Below are 17,756 nucleotides of genomic sequence, written 5' to 3' on the forward strand. Positions count from 1 at the left end.
AAACTAAACATAACATTGAAAATTTTTTCCCGAATAATAATTCTATTATTAGGTCTTGTTGTAACATATAATGGTTACGGACAAGAAAAGGAAAACGATACAATAAACATAGAGGATAAAGCTCCTGCTTATTCTTTTGACAATCATTCTGATGGTGTTTTGTATTTAAAAAATCCAACAGAAAAAAAGGTTGAATACGATCCTAAAATTGGTCGATATATCGTTAGAGAAAAAATAGGAAACTCTAGTTTTACTACTCCAAAATATTTAACAGAAAAAGAATATCAAGATTATCGATTAAAAAAAGATATTCAAGATTATTTTAAAGCAAAATCTAGAGCTATTGATGGAATTAGAGAGGATTCTGAAGCAGATCAAAAAGATTTATTACCTACTTTTTATGTGAATAATGATTTTTTTGAAACGGTTTTTGGAGGTTCAGAAATTAAATTAATTCCAAGAGGTTCTGTTACCCTTCGTTTTGGTCTTTTGTATCAAAATGTTGAAAATCCTTTGTTGTCAGAAGAAAATAGAAAAAGTTATACGCCAGAATTTGATCAACAAATTAGAGCAAGTTTAACAGCAAAAGTTGGTGAAAGATTAACGGCTGATATTAATTATGATACACAATCTACTTTCTCATTTCAAAATCAGGTTAAGTTAGCCTACGAACCTACCGAAGATGATATTATTAGAAGTATTGAAGTGGGGAATGTATCCATGGATGTTAAGAATAATTTAATTAGCGGTGCACAAAGTTTGTTCGGGGTAAAAACTAAATTACAATTTGGAGCCACTAGTGTAACAGGAGTTATTTCTCAGCAACAATCTCAAACCAAAAATGTAATTGCAGAAGGAGGTTCTGCCTTGTCTCAGTTTGAATTAAGAACGACTCAATACGATAATAACAGGCACTTTTTTATAGCACAATATTTTAGAAATAGATACAATGATGCTTTAAAGGAATTACCGTTAATTAATTCAGCAGTTCAAATTACAAAAGTTGAGGTGTGGGTAACCAATAGAAATACCAATACCCAAGATGTTAGAAATATTGTTGGTTTGGTTGATTTGGCAGAATCGGGAACGGATAAGTATGATAATACAAAATCTAATATTACCAATGGTTCTGTAATGGAAACGCCCATAAATGCTCAATTTATTCCAGACAACAAAGCAAACAATTTAAGTCAATATGTAGGAACTCAAAACAATCAATTAAGAAATGTTCAAGATGTTCCAACAGAATTATCGGCTTTTCAGCAAGGGGCAGAATATGCCATTGTAGAAAATGCTCGCAAATTAACTTCTAATGAATTTACTTTTCATCCTCAGTTGGGATATATTTCTATAAACTCTCGTTTAAACGATGGAGATGTTATGGCCATTGCCTATGAATATACTTATAACGGACAAGCGTATAGGGTTGGAGAATTGTCTACTGATGGAATTGAAAGTGATAAAAATATTGTGGTAAAATTAATTAGGCCACAATTAATAGACACCCAAGCCATTGTATGGAATTTAATGATGAAGAATATATATTCTTTAGGAGCTTATGACATGCAAAGAGATGGTTTCCGTTTGGATTTATTATATAGAAATGATGCTACAGGACAAGCATCAAACAATTTACTTGATGCAGAAGAGGAAATAAAAAACAGAACCCTTTTAAATATTACCAATTTAGATAGATTAGATGCTAATAATAATTTAACCAGACCAAGTGGAAACAATTATAAAGGTGATGGTTTTTTTGATTATGTAGAAAATTTAACGGTAGATTCTAAAAATGGAAGTATTATTTTTCCAACCATTGAACCTTTTGGTAGAGATTTAGAGGAGATATTAACAAATCAGGCTGATAAAGATAAATATGTATTTAATGAATTATATACTACTACGGCATCTGTAGCAGAAAATGATTATCAAAAGAAAGATAAGTTTTTAATTAAAGGACAATACAAGGCCAGTGCTTCAGATGGAATTTCTCTTGGAGCTTTTAATGTGCCAAGAGGGTCGGTTACGGTAACAGCAGGAGGAATTGTGTTGGTAGAAGGAATAGATTATACCGTTGATTATTTTGCAGGTAGGGTAAAAATCATCAATCCATCTATTGAAGCTTCTGGCCAAGCGGTGAATGTATCTTTAGAAAATAACACTTTCTTTAATCAACAAAGAAAAACATTTGTAGGAGTTGATGTGGAACATAAGTTTAGTGATAAGTTTGTTTTAGGAGCTACTTATTTAAATATTAGCGAAAGACCAATGACTAATAAAGTTCAATTTGGTCAAGATCCTATTAACAACTCTATGTACGGATTAAATTTTAATTATAGTACGGAGGCTCCTGTGTTAACAGATTTGGCGAATTATTTGCCAAATGTTGATACGGATGCTCCTTCTAATATTTCGGTAAGAGGAGATATTGCTTATTTAAGACCCAACACTCCGTCTAGTATAGATATTGGTGGAGAAGCCACCACGTATATTGATGATTTTGAAGGAGCACAAATACCTATCAATATAGGAACTGCACAAAATTGGTCTTTGGCAAGTGTGCCTGTAAGTTTTGATGGATTGGATTTTGGAGAAGCAAACAACAACAGTCTTGATTATGGTAAAAAACGTGCAAAATTAGCATGGTATAATATTGATCAATTGTTTTATAGTAACACTTCTTTAAAGCCAAGTAATATTGATCCTAATGAAATCTCCAGAGCAGAGGTAAGACCGGTGCAAAGTCAAGAATTGTTTCCACAAAGAAATTTAGACATCACCCAAAGAACCAATCTTCAAACTTTTGACCTTACTTATTATCCTAATGAACGTGGACCATACAATTATGAGCCAATTTCTAATTCAAATCCACGAGAGCTAAGTAATCCGGAGAAACGTTGGGCAGGAATTTCTAGAGGATTGACAACTACAGATTTTCAAAGATCAAACGTTCAGTACATAGAATTTTGGGTGCAAGATCCTTATCAAAATTATAGTATTACCAATAGTGAGGGAATTGTAACAAATCCTAATCCTACCAATCAAAAAGGAACTTTATATATCAACTTAGGTAGTATTTCTGAGGACATTTTAAAAGACAATAGAAAAGGATTTGAGAATGGTTTACCAGAGAATGGGGATACTTCAGTAGGAGTAGATCAAACTAATCTGGCTAATATTCCTACTGAAAAGTCATTGTTATATGCTTTTGATCAAGGAGATGAGACTAGGAGAAATCAAGATGTTGGTTTGGATGGAATGAATAATCAGGAAGAAAAAAACAGATTTCCAGACTTGTCAGCTTTAGAGGATCCATCATCAGATGATTATCACTTTTTTAGAGGAACAGATTTAGATAATCAAAATGCATCTATTTTAACACGTTATAAAAATTATAACAATACCGAAGGGAACTCACCAACGGCAGCATTGTCTCAAGAAGCCTATCCAACAGCTGCAACCAACAACCCAGATGTAGAAGATATTGATAGAGATCAAACCATGAACACTTTAAATGCTTACTGGCAATACAAAGTTGATTTGTCTCAAAACAATTTAAGTAAAACTACCAATCCATATATTTTTGACGAGAGAACTACAACCGTAACTTTAGAAAACGGAACCGATAAACAGTTTAAATGGTATTTGTTTAGAGTGCCTATTGCTAATGGTAGATCTATTGGAGGAATTAATAGTTTTCAATCCATCCGTTTTATGCGTATGTTCTTAACCGATTTTGAAATTCCTGTGGCTTTGCGTTTTGCAGAATTACAATTGGTAAGAGGAGATTGGCGAATTTATGATCAAATTATTGATCAAAATGATAATTTAACCGATAGAGCTTTAACGGATACAGAAAATATTGTAGAAACAGGAACGGTAAATATTGAAGAGAATGAAAACAGAATTCCTGTCAATTATATTTTACCTCCAACTATTGTTAGACAAAACTTACAAGGGACAGCCAATGTATTGCAACAAAATGAACAATCTTTAAGTGTAAAGATTGAGAATCTTGAACAAGACAATACCATTGGAGTTTATAAAAATGTGAATGTAGATATGCGTATGTTTAAGCGTTTAAAAATGTTTATTCATGCCGAAGAGTTAGCAGCCAATACTGTAAATGATGACGATTTAGTTGCAGTGATTCGTTTGGGAAGTGATACCAATGATAACTATTACCAAATAGAAATTCCTTTAAAAATGACAGATGTTCCAAATTTTGGAACTAGTAATGCTTTAGGGGTTTATGATGTTTGGCCAGAGGCAAATAATTTAGATATTTCTTTAACAGATTTAACAAAGTTAAAATTAGAAGGAAATACTTCTGTTGTGAATAGTAATGGTACTATTCTTAGTGTAAAAGGTAGTCCTAACTTATCAAATGTGAGAACCATTTTTATGGGGGTTAAAAACAAAGATGTTACTCAAAAATCTGCAGAGGTGTGGTTTAATGAATTAAGAATGTCCGGTTTTGACAACAAAGGAGGTTGGGCAACCAAAATATCTGCAGATGCTAATATTGCTGATTTTGCTAAAGTAGCGGTGAATGGAGGATATCAATCAATAGGTTTTGGAAGCATAGACCAAAGTGTGAATGAAAGAAGTCAAGAAGAGATAAAAAATTACAGTGTTAATACTAGTGTAAATGTAGGTCAGTTATTACCGAACGATTGGAATGTAAAAATTCCTGTAAACTACACAGTTTCAGAAGAAATTAGAACTCCGAAATTTGATCCTAAATACGAAGATGTTCTATCAAAAGATACCAAAGACATCAATCCAAACAGTAAAAGTATAGATATTAAGAGTAAGAGAAGAAGCATTAGTTTAATTAATGTAAAAAAAGACAGAGCTGATGGAAGTACACGTAAACCACAAGTCTATGACATAGAAAATTTTAGTGTTTCTTATAGCTATAGCGATGCTGTAAATGAAAGTTATACCATTGAAAAAGACATCAAACAAAGTGTGAATGCTTCTGCTAATTATGCTTTTAAGTTTAAACAAATTGAGGTAGAACCATTTAAGAATGTTGCTCTTTTTGATAATAAAAATTTAAAGTTGATTAAAGATTTTAACTTCAATTTGTTGCCATCCTCTATTGGTGTTAATAGTAATATCAAAAGGAATTACAGTGAGTATAAAACGAGAGATTTATCAGAAATTACATTAGCTCCTGGAAGTAATTCTATTCCAATACTAAAGCAACGTAATTTTATGTTCGATTGGAATTATAACATCGGTTACCAAGTATCTAGTGCTATTAATGTTGCGTTTAATGCAAGTAACAATTATATCTACGATACTTACGAAAGAGATGGAACATCAGAAGATGAAATTGAAAATTTAGATTTATATTCTAATTTCTTTAATATTGGTAGGCCAAGTAATTATGCACAAAGCATAACGGCTAGTTATAAAATCCCTATTGATAAAATTCCGTTGTTAAGTTTTGTAAATGCAGATTATTCTTATTCGGGAAATTTTAACTGGCAGGCTGCTTCTCCATCATTTGTAGAAAAAGTAGGAAATACGATTCAGAATGGGCAAACGCATAACTTTACAAGTAATTTAAACTTTTCTAAATTTTACAAAGAGATAGGACTCGAGAAATTGTTTTCATTACCTATCAAAAAAACAAAAATGCCTAACGTGGGTAGGGGGAAAAAGAAAAATGGAGCTTCTGTGGGAGATTTTATATATGGATTGTTAAGTTCCTTTAAAACGGCAAAATTAAGCTACAACAGAAATACAGGAAGTTCTTTAAATGGATATGTTCCAGAAATAGGATTTTTGGGGAGAAATAAATACAATGGTGCTTATGCTCCAAGTTTAAGTTATGTTTTTGGACAACAAACCAATATACTTCAAAATGCGGTAACTAATGGTTGGTTACTAGGTAGGTCTGGAGCAATTGATGATATTATTTACAATAAAAATTACGCACAAAATTTGGTAACAAGTGCTAGTTATGATGTAACCATTAAGCCAATTAATGATTTAAATATTCAGTTAACTGGAAATAGAACTTATTCCAGTAGTTCTAGTCAGCAAATAGATTATGTTACGGGGAGTAATAATATAGAAGCTTCTAAGGTTAATACTTACGGAAACTTTAATATTTCATATTCATTGATAAAAACGGCTTTTAATGGTAATGCAGATGAATTATTTAACACATTCATCAGTAATAGATCAAAAGTGGTGAGTCAGATACATCCTAATTATCAGGGAGAAATCAATGCAGGAAATGGTACCTTAACTCAGGCATTAAATAGCCAAGAAGTTTTAATTCATTCTTTCTTATCGGCATACAGTGGTGGAGATGTTATCAGTAGTGATAAAACTATTTTTAGGAGTTTGCCAATACCAAACTGGCAATTAACCTATAGAGGTTTAATGAATATTGGGTTTATCAAAAGTAACTTTAGCAATTTTACCCTTACACATGGTTATAATTCATCATATACTATTAACAATTTTTCTAGTAATTTAAATTCAGATATTACCAACCCATTTCAATCAAACTTAATTTATTCAGGAGTTACCTTGGTTGATGCTTTTTCACCATTGATTAAAGTTGATGTGAAATTAAAAAATTCATTATCGTTTAGAGGAACCATTAATACCAGTAGAACTTTATCGCTAAACTTAAATAACACCACCTTATCTGAAGTTTTAGGAAATGAATATGTGTTCGGAATTGGTTATCGTATTAAAGACGTATCTCTTAAAACAAGATTCTTAAAACAAAGAAAAACGTTAAAAGGGGATGTAAATATAAAAGCAGATGTTTCATATAGAACTGATGTTACAAGCATTAGAAGTATTGATGCATCAGCGAGTCAGCCTGTTGGAGGACAAAATTTATTAGGAATTAAAATTGCAGCAGATTATAATTTAAGTCGTAATTTTACGGCAAGTTTGTATTACGATCAGAACGTGTCTAGTTATGCAATTTCAACATTATACCCAAGACAATCTATCAATACAGGACTAAGTATAGTATATAACCTAGGAAATTAAAAAATAAAGAAATGAACTTTCCACAAGAATTAAAGTACACAAAAGACCACGAGTGGGTAAAAGTAGAAGGAGATGTAGTTGTAATTGGAATTACAGATTTTGCCCAAAGTGAATTAGGAGACATTGTTTATGTTGATGTTGATACTTTAGATGAAACGATTGACGCAAACGAAGTTTTTGGTTCTGTAGAAGCAGTTAAAACAGTATCGGACTTATTTATGCCTATTGCTGGAGAAGTGATAGAGTTTAATGAAGACTTAGAGGATGAACCAGAAGTAGTAAATGAAGATCCATACGGTAAAGGGTGGATGATTAAAGTAAAACCAAATAATATAGAAGACGTTCAAGACTTATTAGATGCTGAAGCGTATAAAGAACTTATTGGAGCGTAATAGCCTGTTTTTTGCCATCAGTTCTAGTGTATTGGTGTTGATTTTGAGTTTGATAAATATGGAAGGAGTTCCAAATTTTAATTACTCTTATACCGATAAATTTGAGCATGTTTTTGCCTATGCCGTGATTTCATTCTTTTGGATGTTATCTTGTAAATTAGGTAAGCTACCTGTGAGTTTTTTTAGTCTATTCTTAATAATTATAGCTTATGGTATAATTATTGAGTTATTACAATTAAGTTTAACGAGTCACAGAACTGGTGATTTAATGGATGTTATGGCTAATTCCATAGGAGTAATTTTGGGATTTATTTTTTTGAAAATCCTTAGTCGTATATATTTGCAAGTCTAATTCTAATTTCGTTATTTTAGCAAACTAAAATTCAATTCAACTGAATAACAATGGAAGTTAAAAAGAATCCTAAATCTAATCTTGAAAATTTTAGCAAAGTTTTTACATTGCTAGGATTGGTTTTGGCTCTATATGTAGTCTATGTGGCTATTGAGAGCAAAACTTATGACAGAGTTGTAGAGGAACTACAATCAGTAACCCTACAGTCGGATGAGGTAGAGACAATGGTGATGACACAAATCAAACCGCCATCTACACCACCGCCACCACCGCCACCGCCACCACCACCATCTCCAGAACAATTTGAAAAGGTTGAAGATGACGTTGAAATAGAAGAAGTGGTTATTCAAACTACAGATGTTGATTTAGAAGATGTTGTAGATATTGAAGCTGTAGAGTATAGTGATGAAAGTGAAGTCATTGCATATGAAGATGTGCCTTTTGCGGCAATTCAAAATCCAGCTATTTTTCCTGGTTGTGAAAAAGCCAAGGATAAGAAAGCCTGCTTTAGTGAAATGGTGAGTAAGTACATCAGTAAGAATTTTGATATTGGTTTAGCTGAAGAATTAGGGCTTAGTGGTGTTCAAAGAATGGCAGCAATGTTTAAAATTGACATTAACGGAAAAGTTTCTGAAATTAAAGTAAGAGCCTCTAATCCAGAATTGCAAAAAGAGTTTGAGAGAACTCTTAAAGGTTTACCTCAAATGGTACCAGCTAGTCAAAATGGTAGAAAAGTAAACTTATTGTTCTCTTTACCTTTAGTATTTAGAGTAGAGTAGTAAAGTTATCACATAATAAATAAAAAGCCTCTTGATTTTATCAAGGGGCTTTTTTGTTTATATACTTTTATATTTTTTTTGTAAAAGTCAACTGTGTTTTTTCGTAGTATGAAGATTATGAGTCTTTTATGTGTTTTTTTTATTTTTAAAATGAATTTAAAAGTAAAAAAACATTATGAAAAAGATTACATTAAAATTGTTTACATTATTTACTGCATCATTATTTGCACAAAACCAAGGAGATATCGCTTTTGTTGGCTATAATGCTGATGGAGATGATGATTTTGCTATTGTTGTATTGTCAGACATCCCAGCGGGTACAACCATTTATTTTACAGATAGTGAGCCTAATTCAGATGGAACAGGAATGATTGATGATTCTGAAGGGGTTTTGACATGGGTTGTAGGAGAGTCTACGCTTGCAGCAGGAACAGTTGTGACTTTTACGGATACAGATAATGATACAAATCCAGCATTTGGAGCTTCAAATGGAATTATTTCTAGAAGTAATGCGGGTTTTCTTTTAACAGCTAGTGAAGGTGATAATATTTTTGCTACGTTAGGAAATCCTGCTACAAATGAGGTAACGGTTTGGCTTGCGGGGTTTGAATACAGGCAAACTGGACAAGGAACTAATTTTTCGCAAACAGGATTAATCGTAGGAGATAATTATTTAGTTATTGATAAGACTCAGAGTAAAGATGGAGGTCAGTATACAGGAGCAAGAACAGGTAAAACAATTAGTCAGTATAAAACACTAATTAATAACGAAGAGAATTGGACAACTGATACAAATGATGGTGAGTTATTTATTCCGTTTAATTCAACAGTATTTGAACTAGCGACATTGTCTAAACCTACAAGTATTATTGAAGGATTAATATTGTCAGTACACAATCAACAAATTATTACCAATCATGGAGAAATTATAAGTATTCGTAATATGTTAGGACAACAGATTTTAAATCAAAATATAACTCAAGGTATTTATTTGGTTACTATAAAACACAATGGAAATGTTGTTAATTATAAATTGGCAATTTAAAGGAGCCAAATAATTTAAAAAGAATTTTATTTAGCAGTGCTTTTTTATTTTTCGGCACAAGTTTTGTAAAGTATTAATAAGTTTAGAATATAGTTTTTCATAGTTTTAGTTTAAGAATTGCCTTTAGAAATATTTCTAAAGGCAATTCTTTTTATACATATAATTATTGGCATGGCATTTGTCCATTATTATGTATAGTTTTTTATAGTTTTTAGTTTTAAGGATTCCCTTTAAGAATGTAATTTCTTAAAGGGAATCCTTTTATATGTTAATAATCGAGATTCCTCTATGTTTAAATTGTTTCCCTATCTTTGCAGCAAATTTTAATGTTTAACTAAATTCATATAGCATGCAACTGTATAATAAGTTAAGCGCAGAAGAACGTGCGCAACTAATTGATAAAGCGGGTAAAGACCGTTTAACTATTTCTTTTTATCAATATCACCATATTGGAAATCCACAAGTTTTTAGAGATCATTTATTTATTACCTGGGATCAATTGGAGGTTTTAGGTAGAATTTATGTAGCCAAAGAAGGGATTAACGCTCAGTTATCTTTGCCAGCAGATAGATTTCATGAGTTTAAAGAACATTTAGATAGCATAACGTTTTTAAAAGATATTAGATTAAATATCGCCATAGAGCAAGACAATAAATCATTTTTAAAACTAAAAGTTAAGGTAAGAGACAAGATTGTAGCCGATGGATTGAATGATGATTTATTTGATGTGACAAATAAAGGAGTTCATTTAAATGCAGAAGAGTTTAACAAACTATTAGCAGATCCAAATACGATTTGTGTAGATATGCGTAATCATTACGAAAGTGAAATTGGTCATTTTGATGGAGCTGTTACGCCAGATGTTGATACTTTTAGAGATTCTTTAGATATTATTGAAGCTGATTTAAAAGATCATAAAGAGGATAAAAATTTATTGATGTATTGTACTGGAGGTATTCGTTGTGAAAAAGCAAGTGCTTACTATAAATACAAAGGTTTTAAAAATGTATTTCAACTTGAAGGTGGAATTATAGAATACACCCGTCAAGTAAACGAGAAAGGTCTTGAGAATAAATTTAAAGGGAAAAACTTTGTTTTTGATCATAGAAAATCAGAGAGAATCTCCGAAGATATCGTTTCTAATTGTCACCAATGTGGAGCACCATGTGATACCCATGTAAATTGTGCCAATGAAGCTTGTCATTTACTATTTATACAGTGTGATTCTTGTAAAGAAAAAATGAATGAATGTTGTTCGGATAAGTGTAAGGAAATTAATGCTTTGTCTTACGAAGAACAAAAAGAATTACGAAAAGGTAAATCTAACAGTAATAAGATTTTTAAAAAAGGACGTTCTGAAGTTTTAAAGTTTAAAAAATAAGTCATGCAAAAAATAGAATTAATGGCTCCTGCCGGGAATTTTGAATCATTGCAGGCTGCCTTAGATAATGGTTGCGACTCTATTTATTTTGGAGTAGAACAATTAAATATGCGAGCAAGGGCTTCTGTAAATTTTACTTTGGATGATTTAGAAGAAATTTCTAAACGATGTGAAGAAAAAAAGGTTCGTTCTTATTTAACCTTAAATACAATTATTTACGATCATGATTTGTCTATCGTAAAAACGTTAATCAAAAAAGCTAAACAAGCTAATATTACGGCAGTTATTTGTATGGATCAAGCTGTAATTGCTATGGCTAGAGCTGAGGGGATGGAAGTTCATATTTCTACTCAAATAAACATCACTAATATAGAAACGGTTAAGTTTTATGCGATGTTTGCCGATACCATTGTGCTAAGTAGGGAATTAAGTTTACGTCAGGTTAAAAAGATTACTCAGCAAATTGAAAAGGAACAAATAAAAGGGCCTTCTGGTAGATTGGTTGAAATAGAAATATTTGGACACGGAGCTTTGTGTATGGCGGTTTCTGGAAAATGTTACATGAGTTTGCATTCGGCTAATTCCTCTGCAAATAGAGGTGCTTGTAAACAAAATTGTAGAAAAAAATATACGGTTATAGATCAAGAGACAGGTTTTGAGATGGAGTTGGATAATGAATATATTATGTCTCCAAAAGATTTATGCACCATTGATTTTTTAGATGAAATTGCTGGAGCAGGAATCAAAGTTTTAAAAATTGAAGGTAGAGGTAGAGCTCCAGAATATGTAGCCAAAGTTATTAAGTGTTATCGTGAAGCTATTGATAGTTTAGAAGCTGGGACTTTTGACAAAGAAAAAGTGATTTCTTGGATGTTAGAACTTGAAAAAGTTTATAACAGAGGTTTTTGGAGTGGATATTATTTAGGACAAAAGTTAGGGGAATGGAGTAAAGGATCGGGTTCTCATGCTACTCAAAAAAAAGTGTATTTAGGAAAGGGAATGCATTATTTTCCAAAAGCAAATGTGGGTGAGTTTAAAATAGAGGCATATGATATTAACGTGGGTGATACCATTTTAATTACAGGTCCAACTACAGGGGCTAAAGAAATGGAAGTACAAGAATTGTTTGTTGATGAAAAACCTGCAGAAAAAGCTTCAAAGGGAGATTCTTGTACTTTAAAATTAGATTTTAGAATTCGTCCATCAGACAAGTTGTATAAAATTGTAGAAAACATAGTCTTAGCATAATGGTAATCATTACTTTACAACGTAACAAATGCATTGGCTGTAATTATTGTGTTGAATTAGCACCAGAACAATTTCAGATGTCTAAAAAAGATGGAAAATCAGTATTGTTACATGCCCAAGACAAAAAAGGTTTTTTTACCTTAAAATCTCTAGATGAAACAGTTTTTGAATCTGCTATTGAAGCTAAAAATGCATGTCCTGTAAAGATTATACAGGTAAAACAAATGTAGATTACGATAGTGGCAGATTAGTTTTACTTTCTGTTAGAATAATTCTATCTTTAAAAATTGATTAAAAAATTAACATTGAAGTTAGTTTGTTTAAATTATGAATCTTGCACATAGTGTGAAATAATATATAAAATATATGAGCTGTACAAGTTGCTCAACGAAAGACGGTGGTGTGCCAAATGGCTGCAAAAGCAACGGAAGTTGTGGTACCGGCAGTTGTGATAAATTAACAGTTTTTGATTGGCTTTCTAACATGGAATTGCCTACAGGTCAAAAACCATTCGATATAGTCGAAGTTCGTTTTAAAAACGGACGTAAACATTTTTATAAAAATGAGAAAAATTTTCAATTAACTATTGGTGAAGTAGTGGCTGTGGAAGGAAATCCAGGTCACGATATAGGTACAATTTCTTTAACAGGAGAATTGGTTAAAATTCAAATGAAGAAGAAAAAAGTAGCCGTAGATAGTGAAGAAGTAAAGAAAATTTACAGAAAAGCGACCATTAAAGATATTGAAACATGGGAAACAGCTAGAAATAGAGAGATTGAAACTCAGAAACGAGGAAGAGAAATTATAATTAGGCTGGGGCTTAAAATGAAACTTTCTGATGTTGAGTATCAAGGGGATGGGAACAAAGCTACTTTTTATTATACGGCCGATGATCGTGTAGATTTTCGTCAGTTAATTAGAGAATTGGCTTCGGCGTTTTCTATTAGAGTAGAAATGAAACAAGTTGGATTGCGTCAAGAAGCAGCCCGTTTAGGCGGTGTAGGTTCTTGCGGTAGAGAGCTTTGTTGTTCTACTTGGTTAACAGATTTTAGAAAAGTAAATACTGCTGCTGCTCGATATCAACAACTTTCTTTAAACCCTCAAAAACTTGCTGGTCAGTGTGGTAAGTTAAAATGCTGTTTAAATTATGAGTTAGATACTTATCTAGATGCTTTAAAAGGATTTCCATCACAAAGTGTGATGCTAAAAACTGTAAAAGGATTGGCTACGTTTGTAAAAATGGACATTTTTAAAGAAACTTTATGGTATACTTATAAAGATGATAAATCTAAGTGGTTTAAACTTACTTTAGAACAAGTTCAGGAAATTTTAGAAGAGAATAAACAAGGGAATACTGTTGATGGTCTTGAAGAATATGATGCTGAAAATATTGAAGAAACTAAAGTAGATTTTGAAAATGTTGTTGGTCAAGATAGTTTAACTCGTTTTGATGAACCTAAGCAAAAATCTAAACGTAGAAAAAACAATCGTTCTAAAAATAAAGCATCAGGAAGCAATCAGCCGAGACCAAATGCTCCTAGAGCAAACTCTACAGAGAGTAATAAGCCACCTGTAAGAAAACCAAATCATCCATCAAAATCTAACGTTGCGAATACTACAGTTTCATCAGAAGAAAAGGGTAATCAACCAACGGGGAAAAGGCCAAATAATCGTAGACGTAACAATGCCAATAAATCTCAAGGAGATAAAGTAAATCCAAAGGCTAAATTAGAAGCGAATACAAATACGGATGTCAATCAGCCAAATAAACCTAGACCAAAGAGGAAACCTCAAAGAAAGAAATCACAAACTGATGGAGTGCCTCAAAAAGGAACAAACCCAAATCAACCAGTGGGGAATGCTGAAAAGACGAATGAAGGGACTCCAAATGCTAACAAACCAAAACGTAGAAACAACAGAAAAAGACCTAATAAACCAAACAATGGGCCTGCAAAGAGTGAATAAAATTATTTATTTCATGGTTATATTCCTTTCTATTTCTTGTGATTCTAAAAAGAAATACGATGTTTATCAAGCCATGGAAAATAGTGTTTGGAAGTTAGATCAACCTGTAGTTTTTGAAGTTGACATTGATGATATCAATTCACAACAAAATGTGTTTTTAAACGTTCGTACTGATAGTGACTATCCGTATAGAAATTTATATATCATCAGTAAAATGACATTGCCTAACGGAGCTATTTTAAAAGATACTTTAGAGTATGAGATGGCAGATGCTTTTGGAAATTGGCTAGGAGATGGAATGACAGATGTAAAAGATAATAAGCTATATTATTTGGAAAAATATAAGTTTACTAAAAAAGGAACTTATACGTTTGAGTTCTATCAAGCCATGAGAAAAAGAGGAGAGATAGAAGGACTTCAAGAATTAAAAGGGGTTACAGATGTTGGCCTTAGAATAGAAAAAATACAAGATTAATATTTATAGTAATGGATAAGAAAAAAGCAACAAAACCGAATTACACTTTTTATTTAAAAGTATTTTGGGCCTTGTTTTCATTTTCTGTGCTAAGTGTATTTGCCATATTTTTATTGGTAAGTATGGGGGCTTTTGGAAAATTACCAACATTTAAGGAATTAGAAAGTCCTGAAAAAAACTTTGCTTCAGAAATTATATCATCTGATGGAGTTACCCTAGGAAAGTATTTTAGAGAAAACAGAACTCCTGTAAGTTATGACGAGTTACCACAAGAGTTGGTAAACGCTTTGGTGGCCACAGAAGATGAACGTTTTTATGAACATTCAGGTATCGACTTTTTTAGTTTGGCCAGAGCCATTGCTAAATTGGGACAAGATGGAGGAGGAAGTACCATTACTCAGCAACTTGCTAAGCAGCTTTTTACCGAAAATTATGGAACCAGAAATATTGTAAAACGTATTGCTCAAAAGTTAAAAGAATGGGTGATTGCGGTAAAGTTAGAAAAACAATATACCAAAAATGAAATCATTACGATGTACTTAAACAAGTATGATTTTTTGTACAACGCTATTGGAATTCGCTCTGCATCTAGAATATATTTTAACAAAGAACCTATTGAGTTAAACCTTGAAGAATCTGCTATTTTGGTGGGAATGGCAAAAAACCCATCACTATACAATCCTAGAAGATTCCCTGAAAATGCTTTAAGAAGAAGAGCAACCGTATTTGGTCAGTTAGAAAGAAATGGATTCATTACCGAAACGGAAAAAGATTCTTTAAACGCATTACCTATAAAAATAGACTATAATCCAGAAGGACATAGTGATGGACATGCTACTTATTTTAGAGAATATTTAAGAGATTATTTAAAAACATGGATTAAAAATCATCCTAAGCCAGATGGAACTCGTTATGATTTATATTCAGATGGTTTAAAGATTTTTGTGACTTTAGATTCAAGAATGCAAAAGTATGCAGAACAGGCTGTAAATGAACACATGTCTAATTTGCAACGTATTTTCTTTAAAGAACAAAAGAACAATAAAACAGCTCCTTTTTATGATTTAGATGCTTCCGAAATAGACAGAACGATGTGGAATGCCATGCGTACAACAGATAGGTATAGAACTTTAAAAGCAAAAGGAGTAAGTAAAAAAGAGATTTTAGAGAATTTTAAGAAAAAGAGAAAAATGGAAGTTTTTGATTGGAAGAAAGGAACTAAAGACACTCTATTGTCTCCTTATGATTCTATCAAATATTACAAAACATTCTTGCATTCTGGATTGTTAGCTTTAGAACCACAAACAGGACATATTAAAGCTTGGGTAGGAGGAATCAATCACAAGTATTTTAAATATGATCATGTAAAGCAAGGAAAGAGACAAGTAGGATCTACTTTTAAACCATTTGTTTATGCATCTGCAATCAATCAGTTTAGAATTTCTCCATGTGAAAAATATACAAATACACCTTTTACCATTCCACAAGGAAAATATGGTTTGCTAGAAGATTGGACACCTAAAAATGCAGGTGATGAATATGGAGGGGAATTAACCTTAAAACAAGCTTTGGCAAAATCTATCAATGTAATTACAGCGCAGTTAATTGATAGGGTTGGACCCTCTACGGTAGTACAATTGGCAAAAAAATCTGGAATTACTTCAAATATTGATCCTTATCCATCTATTGCTCTAGGGACTGTAGATGCAAGTTTGTATGATATGGTAGGTGCTTATGCCATGTTTGCCAACAAAGGATTTAGAGTTCACCAAACCATGGTAATGCGAATTGAAGATAAAAATGGAAGTGTATTACAGCGTTTTGTGCCAGAATCTGAAGAAGTTATGAATGAAGAAGCCGCCTATGCGGTTTTAGATTTACTAAAAGGAGTAACCATGGAAGGATCTGGAGTTCGTTTAAGAGGAAAATGGGGTAAATATCCTGAAAATGTTGCTACAGGTTATCCTTATGAGTTTACAAATCCTATTGCAGGAAAAACAGGAACCACACAAAATCAATCTGATGGTTGGTTTATGGGAGTTGTGCCTAATTTGGCTGTGGGAGTTTGGACAGGTGCCGATGAAAGAGCCACTCATTTTAAAGGAATCACTTTTGGTCAAGGAGCGAGTATGGCTTTACCCACTTGGGCTTTGTTTATGAAAAAATGTTATGCCGATGAAACTTTGTCTATAAGTCAAGAAGATTTTGTACAACCTGATAATTTTGGTATAGCAATTGATTGTGGTTCTGATGACGATAAAGTTGATGAAACTTCTTTAATAGAAACCAATCCTGATTTTTAAAATAAACATATGAAGATTATTTCTTACAATGTAAATGGTATTAGAGCAGCCATTAAAAAAGGTTTTTTAGAGTGGTTACAAGCTGCAAATCCAGATATTATTTGTTTGCAAGAAACCAAAGCTCACAAAGAACAATTAGATCTTTCTGAGTTTGAAAACATAGGATATAAATACAATTATTGGTTTTCTGCACAGAAAAAAGGATATAGTAGTGTGGCGGTTTTATGTAAAGAAGAACCCAAACATGTTGAGTACGGAACTGGAATAGAAAGCATGGATTTTGAAGGTAGAAATTTACGTGTAGATTATGATACTTTTTCAGTAATGAGTTTGTACTTACCCTCTGGAACCAACGATGATCGTTTAGATTTTAAACTCAACTATATGGATGAGTTTTTAGAGTATATAACTGAACTTCGTAAAGAAATTCCGAATTTAATTATTTGTGGAGATTATAATATTTGTCATGAAGAAATAGACATCCATAATCCTAAACAAAATAAAAACACTTCAGGGTTTTTACCCGTGGAACGTGATTGGCTATCGAAATTTATCAGTACTGGATTTATAGATAGTTTTAGACATCTGAACAAAGAACCACATCATTATTCTTGGTGGAGTTATAGAGCCAATGCAAGGAACAATAACAAAGGTTGGAGAATAGATTATCATATGGTTACTGAAAATATGAAAGATCGAATTGAAAGAGCCTACATTTTACCAGAAGCCAAACATTCTGATCATTGTCCAATAGTATTAGAAATATCAAAATAAGAAATCAAGT

The 17,756-nt window shown here is 32.2% G+C and carries 12 protein-coding genes; all 12 read left to right on the forward strand.

All coding sequences use genetic code 11. The features are described from left to right. Window positions 1–15: 15 nt before the first annotated feature. The 12 genes from sov to QVZ41_RS04485 all read left to right on the forward strand — a co-directional run bounded on the left by sov (window position 16) and on the right by QVZ41_RS04485 (window position 17,746). A complete protein-coding gene (sov, locus tag QVZ41_RS04430) occupies window positions 16–7,032 on the forward strand; it encodes a T9SS outer membrane translocon Sov/SprA (protein ID WP_302883336.1) in 7,017 nt (2,338 codons plus the stop codon). An 11-nt stretch (window positions 7,033–7,043) separates the two neighbouring features. Continuing rightward, window positions 7,044–7,424 carry a glycine cleavage system protein GcvH gene (gene gcvH / locus QVZ41_RS04435; RefSeq protein WP_302883337.1) on the forward strand — a complete coding sequence of 127 codons (381 nt, stop codon included), beginning with the start codon at window positions 7,044–7,046 and terminating at the stop codon, window positions 7,422–7,424. Continuing rightward, window positions 7,390–7,776: a VanZ family protein gene (locus QVZ41_RS04440; RefSeq protein ID WP_302883338.1), complete on the forward strand. Its 387-nt coding sequence runs from the start codon at window positions 7,390–7,392 to the stop codon at window positions 7,774–7,776. Before gcvH ends, QVZ41_RS04440 begins: the two co-directional genes overlap by 35 nt. A gap of 50 nt (window positions 7,777–7,826) precedes the next feature. Next, window positions 7,827–8,555: an energy transducer TonB gene (locus QVZ41_RS04445; protein WP_302883339.1), complete on the forward strand. Its 729-nt coding sequence runs from the start codon at window positions 7,827–7,829 to the stop codon at window positions 8,553–8,555. Between the two features lie 175 nt (window positions 8,556–8,730). Further along, entirely contained in the window at window positions 8,731–9,600 is an 870-nt protein-coding gene (locus QVZ41_RS04450) for a hypothetical protein (protein WP_302883340.1), read from the forward strand. Between the two features lie 349 nt (window positions 9,601–9,949). Further along, window positions 9,950–10,981, forward strand: coding sequence for an oxygen-dependent tRNA uridine(34) hydroxylase TrhO (gene trhO / locus QVZ41_RS04455; protein WP_302883341.1), 1,032 nt, complete (start codon window positions 9,950–9,952; stop codon window positions 10,979–10,981). 3 nt (window positions 10,982–10,984) lie between these two features. Next, on the forward strand, window positions 10,985–12,229 hold the full coding sequence (locus QVZ41_RS04460; RefSeq protein WP_302883342.1) for a peptidase U32 family protein: 1,245 nt from the start codon (window positions 10,985–10,987) through the stop codon (window positions 12,227–12,229). Further along, complete coding sequence (locus tag QVZ41_RS04465) at window positions 12,229–12,459, forward strand: ferredoxin (RefSeq protein ID WP_302883343.1); 231 nt, start codon at window positions 12,229–12,231, stop codon at window positions 12,457–12,459. The genes QVZ41_RS04460 and QVZ41_RS04465 overlap by 1 nt, the downstream gene beginning before the upstream one ends. 136 nt (window positions 12,460–12,595) lie before the next feature. Beyond that, window positions 12,596–14,194 (forward strand): regulatory iron-sulfur-containing complex subunit RicT, encoded by a 1,599-nt coding sequence (ricT, locus tag QVZ41_RS04470; RefSeq protein ID WP_302883344.1) that lies wholly within the window; start codon window positions 12,596–12,598, stop codon window positions 14,192–14,194. A gap of 13 nt (window positions 14,195–14,207) precedes the next feature. After that, window positions 14,208–14,669: a gliding motility lipoprotein GldH gene (locus QVZ41_RS04475; RefSeq protein ID WP_302883345.1), complete on the forward strand. Its 462-nt coding sequence runs from the start codon at window positions 14,208–14,210 to the stop codon at window positions 14,667–14,669. 11 nt (window positions 14,670–14,680) lie between these two features. Beyond that, a complete protein-coding gene (locus tag QVZ41_RS04480; RefSeq protein WP_302883346.1) occupies window positions 14,681–16,972 on the forward strand; it encodes a penicillin-binding protein 1A in 2,292 nt (763 codons plus the stop codon). A 9-nt stretch (window positions 16,973–16,981) separates the two neighbouring features. Beyond that, the gene (locus QVZ41_RS04485; RefSeq protein WP_302883347.1) at window positions 16,982–17,746 is read left to right on the forward strand and encodes an exodeoxyribonuclease III; all 765 of its coding nucleotides are present in this window, start codon (window positions 16,982–16,984) and stop codon (window positions 17,744–17,746) included. Window positions 17,747–17,756 lie beyond the last annotated feature (10 nt).

The sequence above is a fragment of the Wenyingzhuangia gilva genome, assembly GCF_030519655.1.
GTDB classification, from domain to species: Bacteria; Bacteroidota; Bacteroidia; order Flavobacteriales; family Flavobacteriaceae; genus Wenyingzhuangia; species Wenyingzhuangia gilva.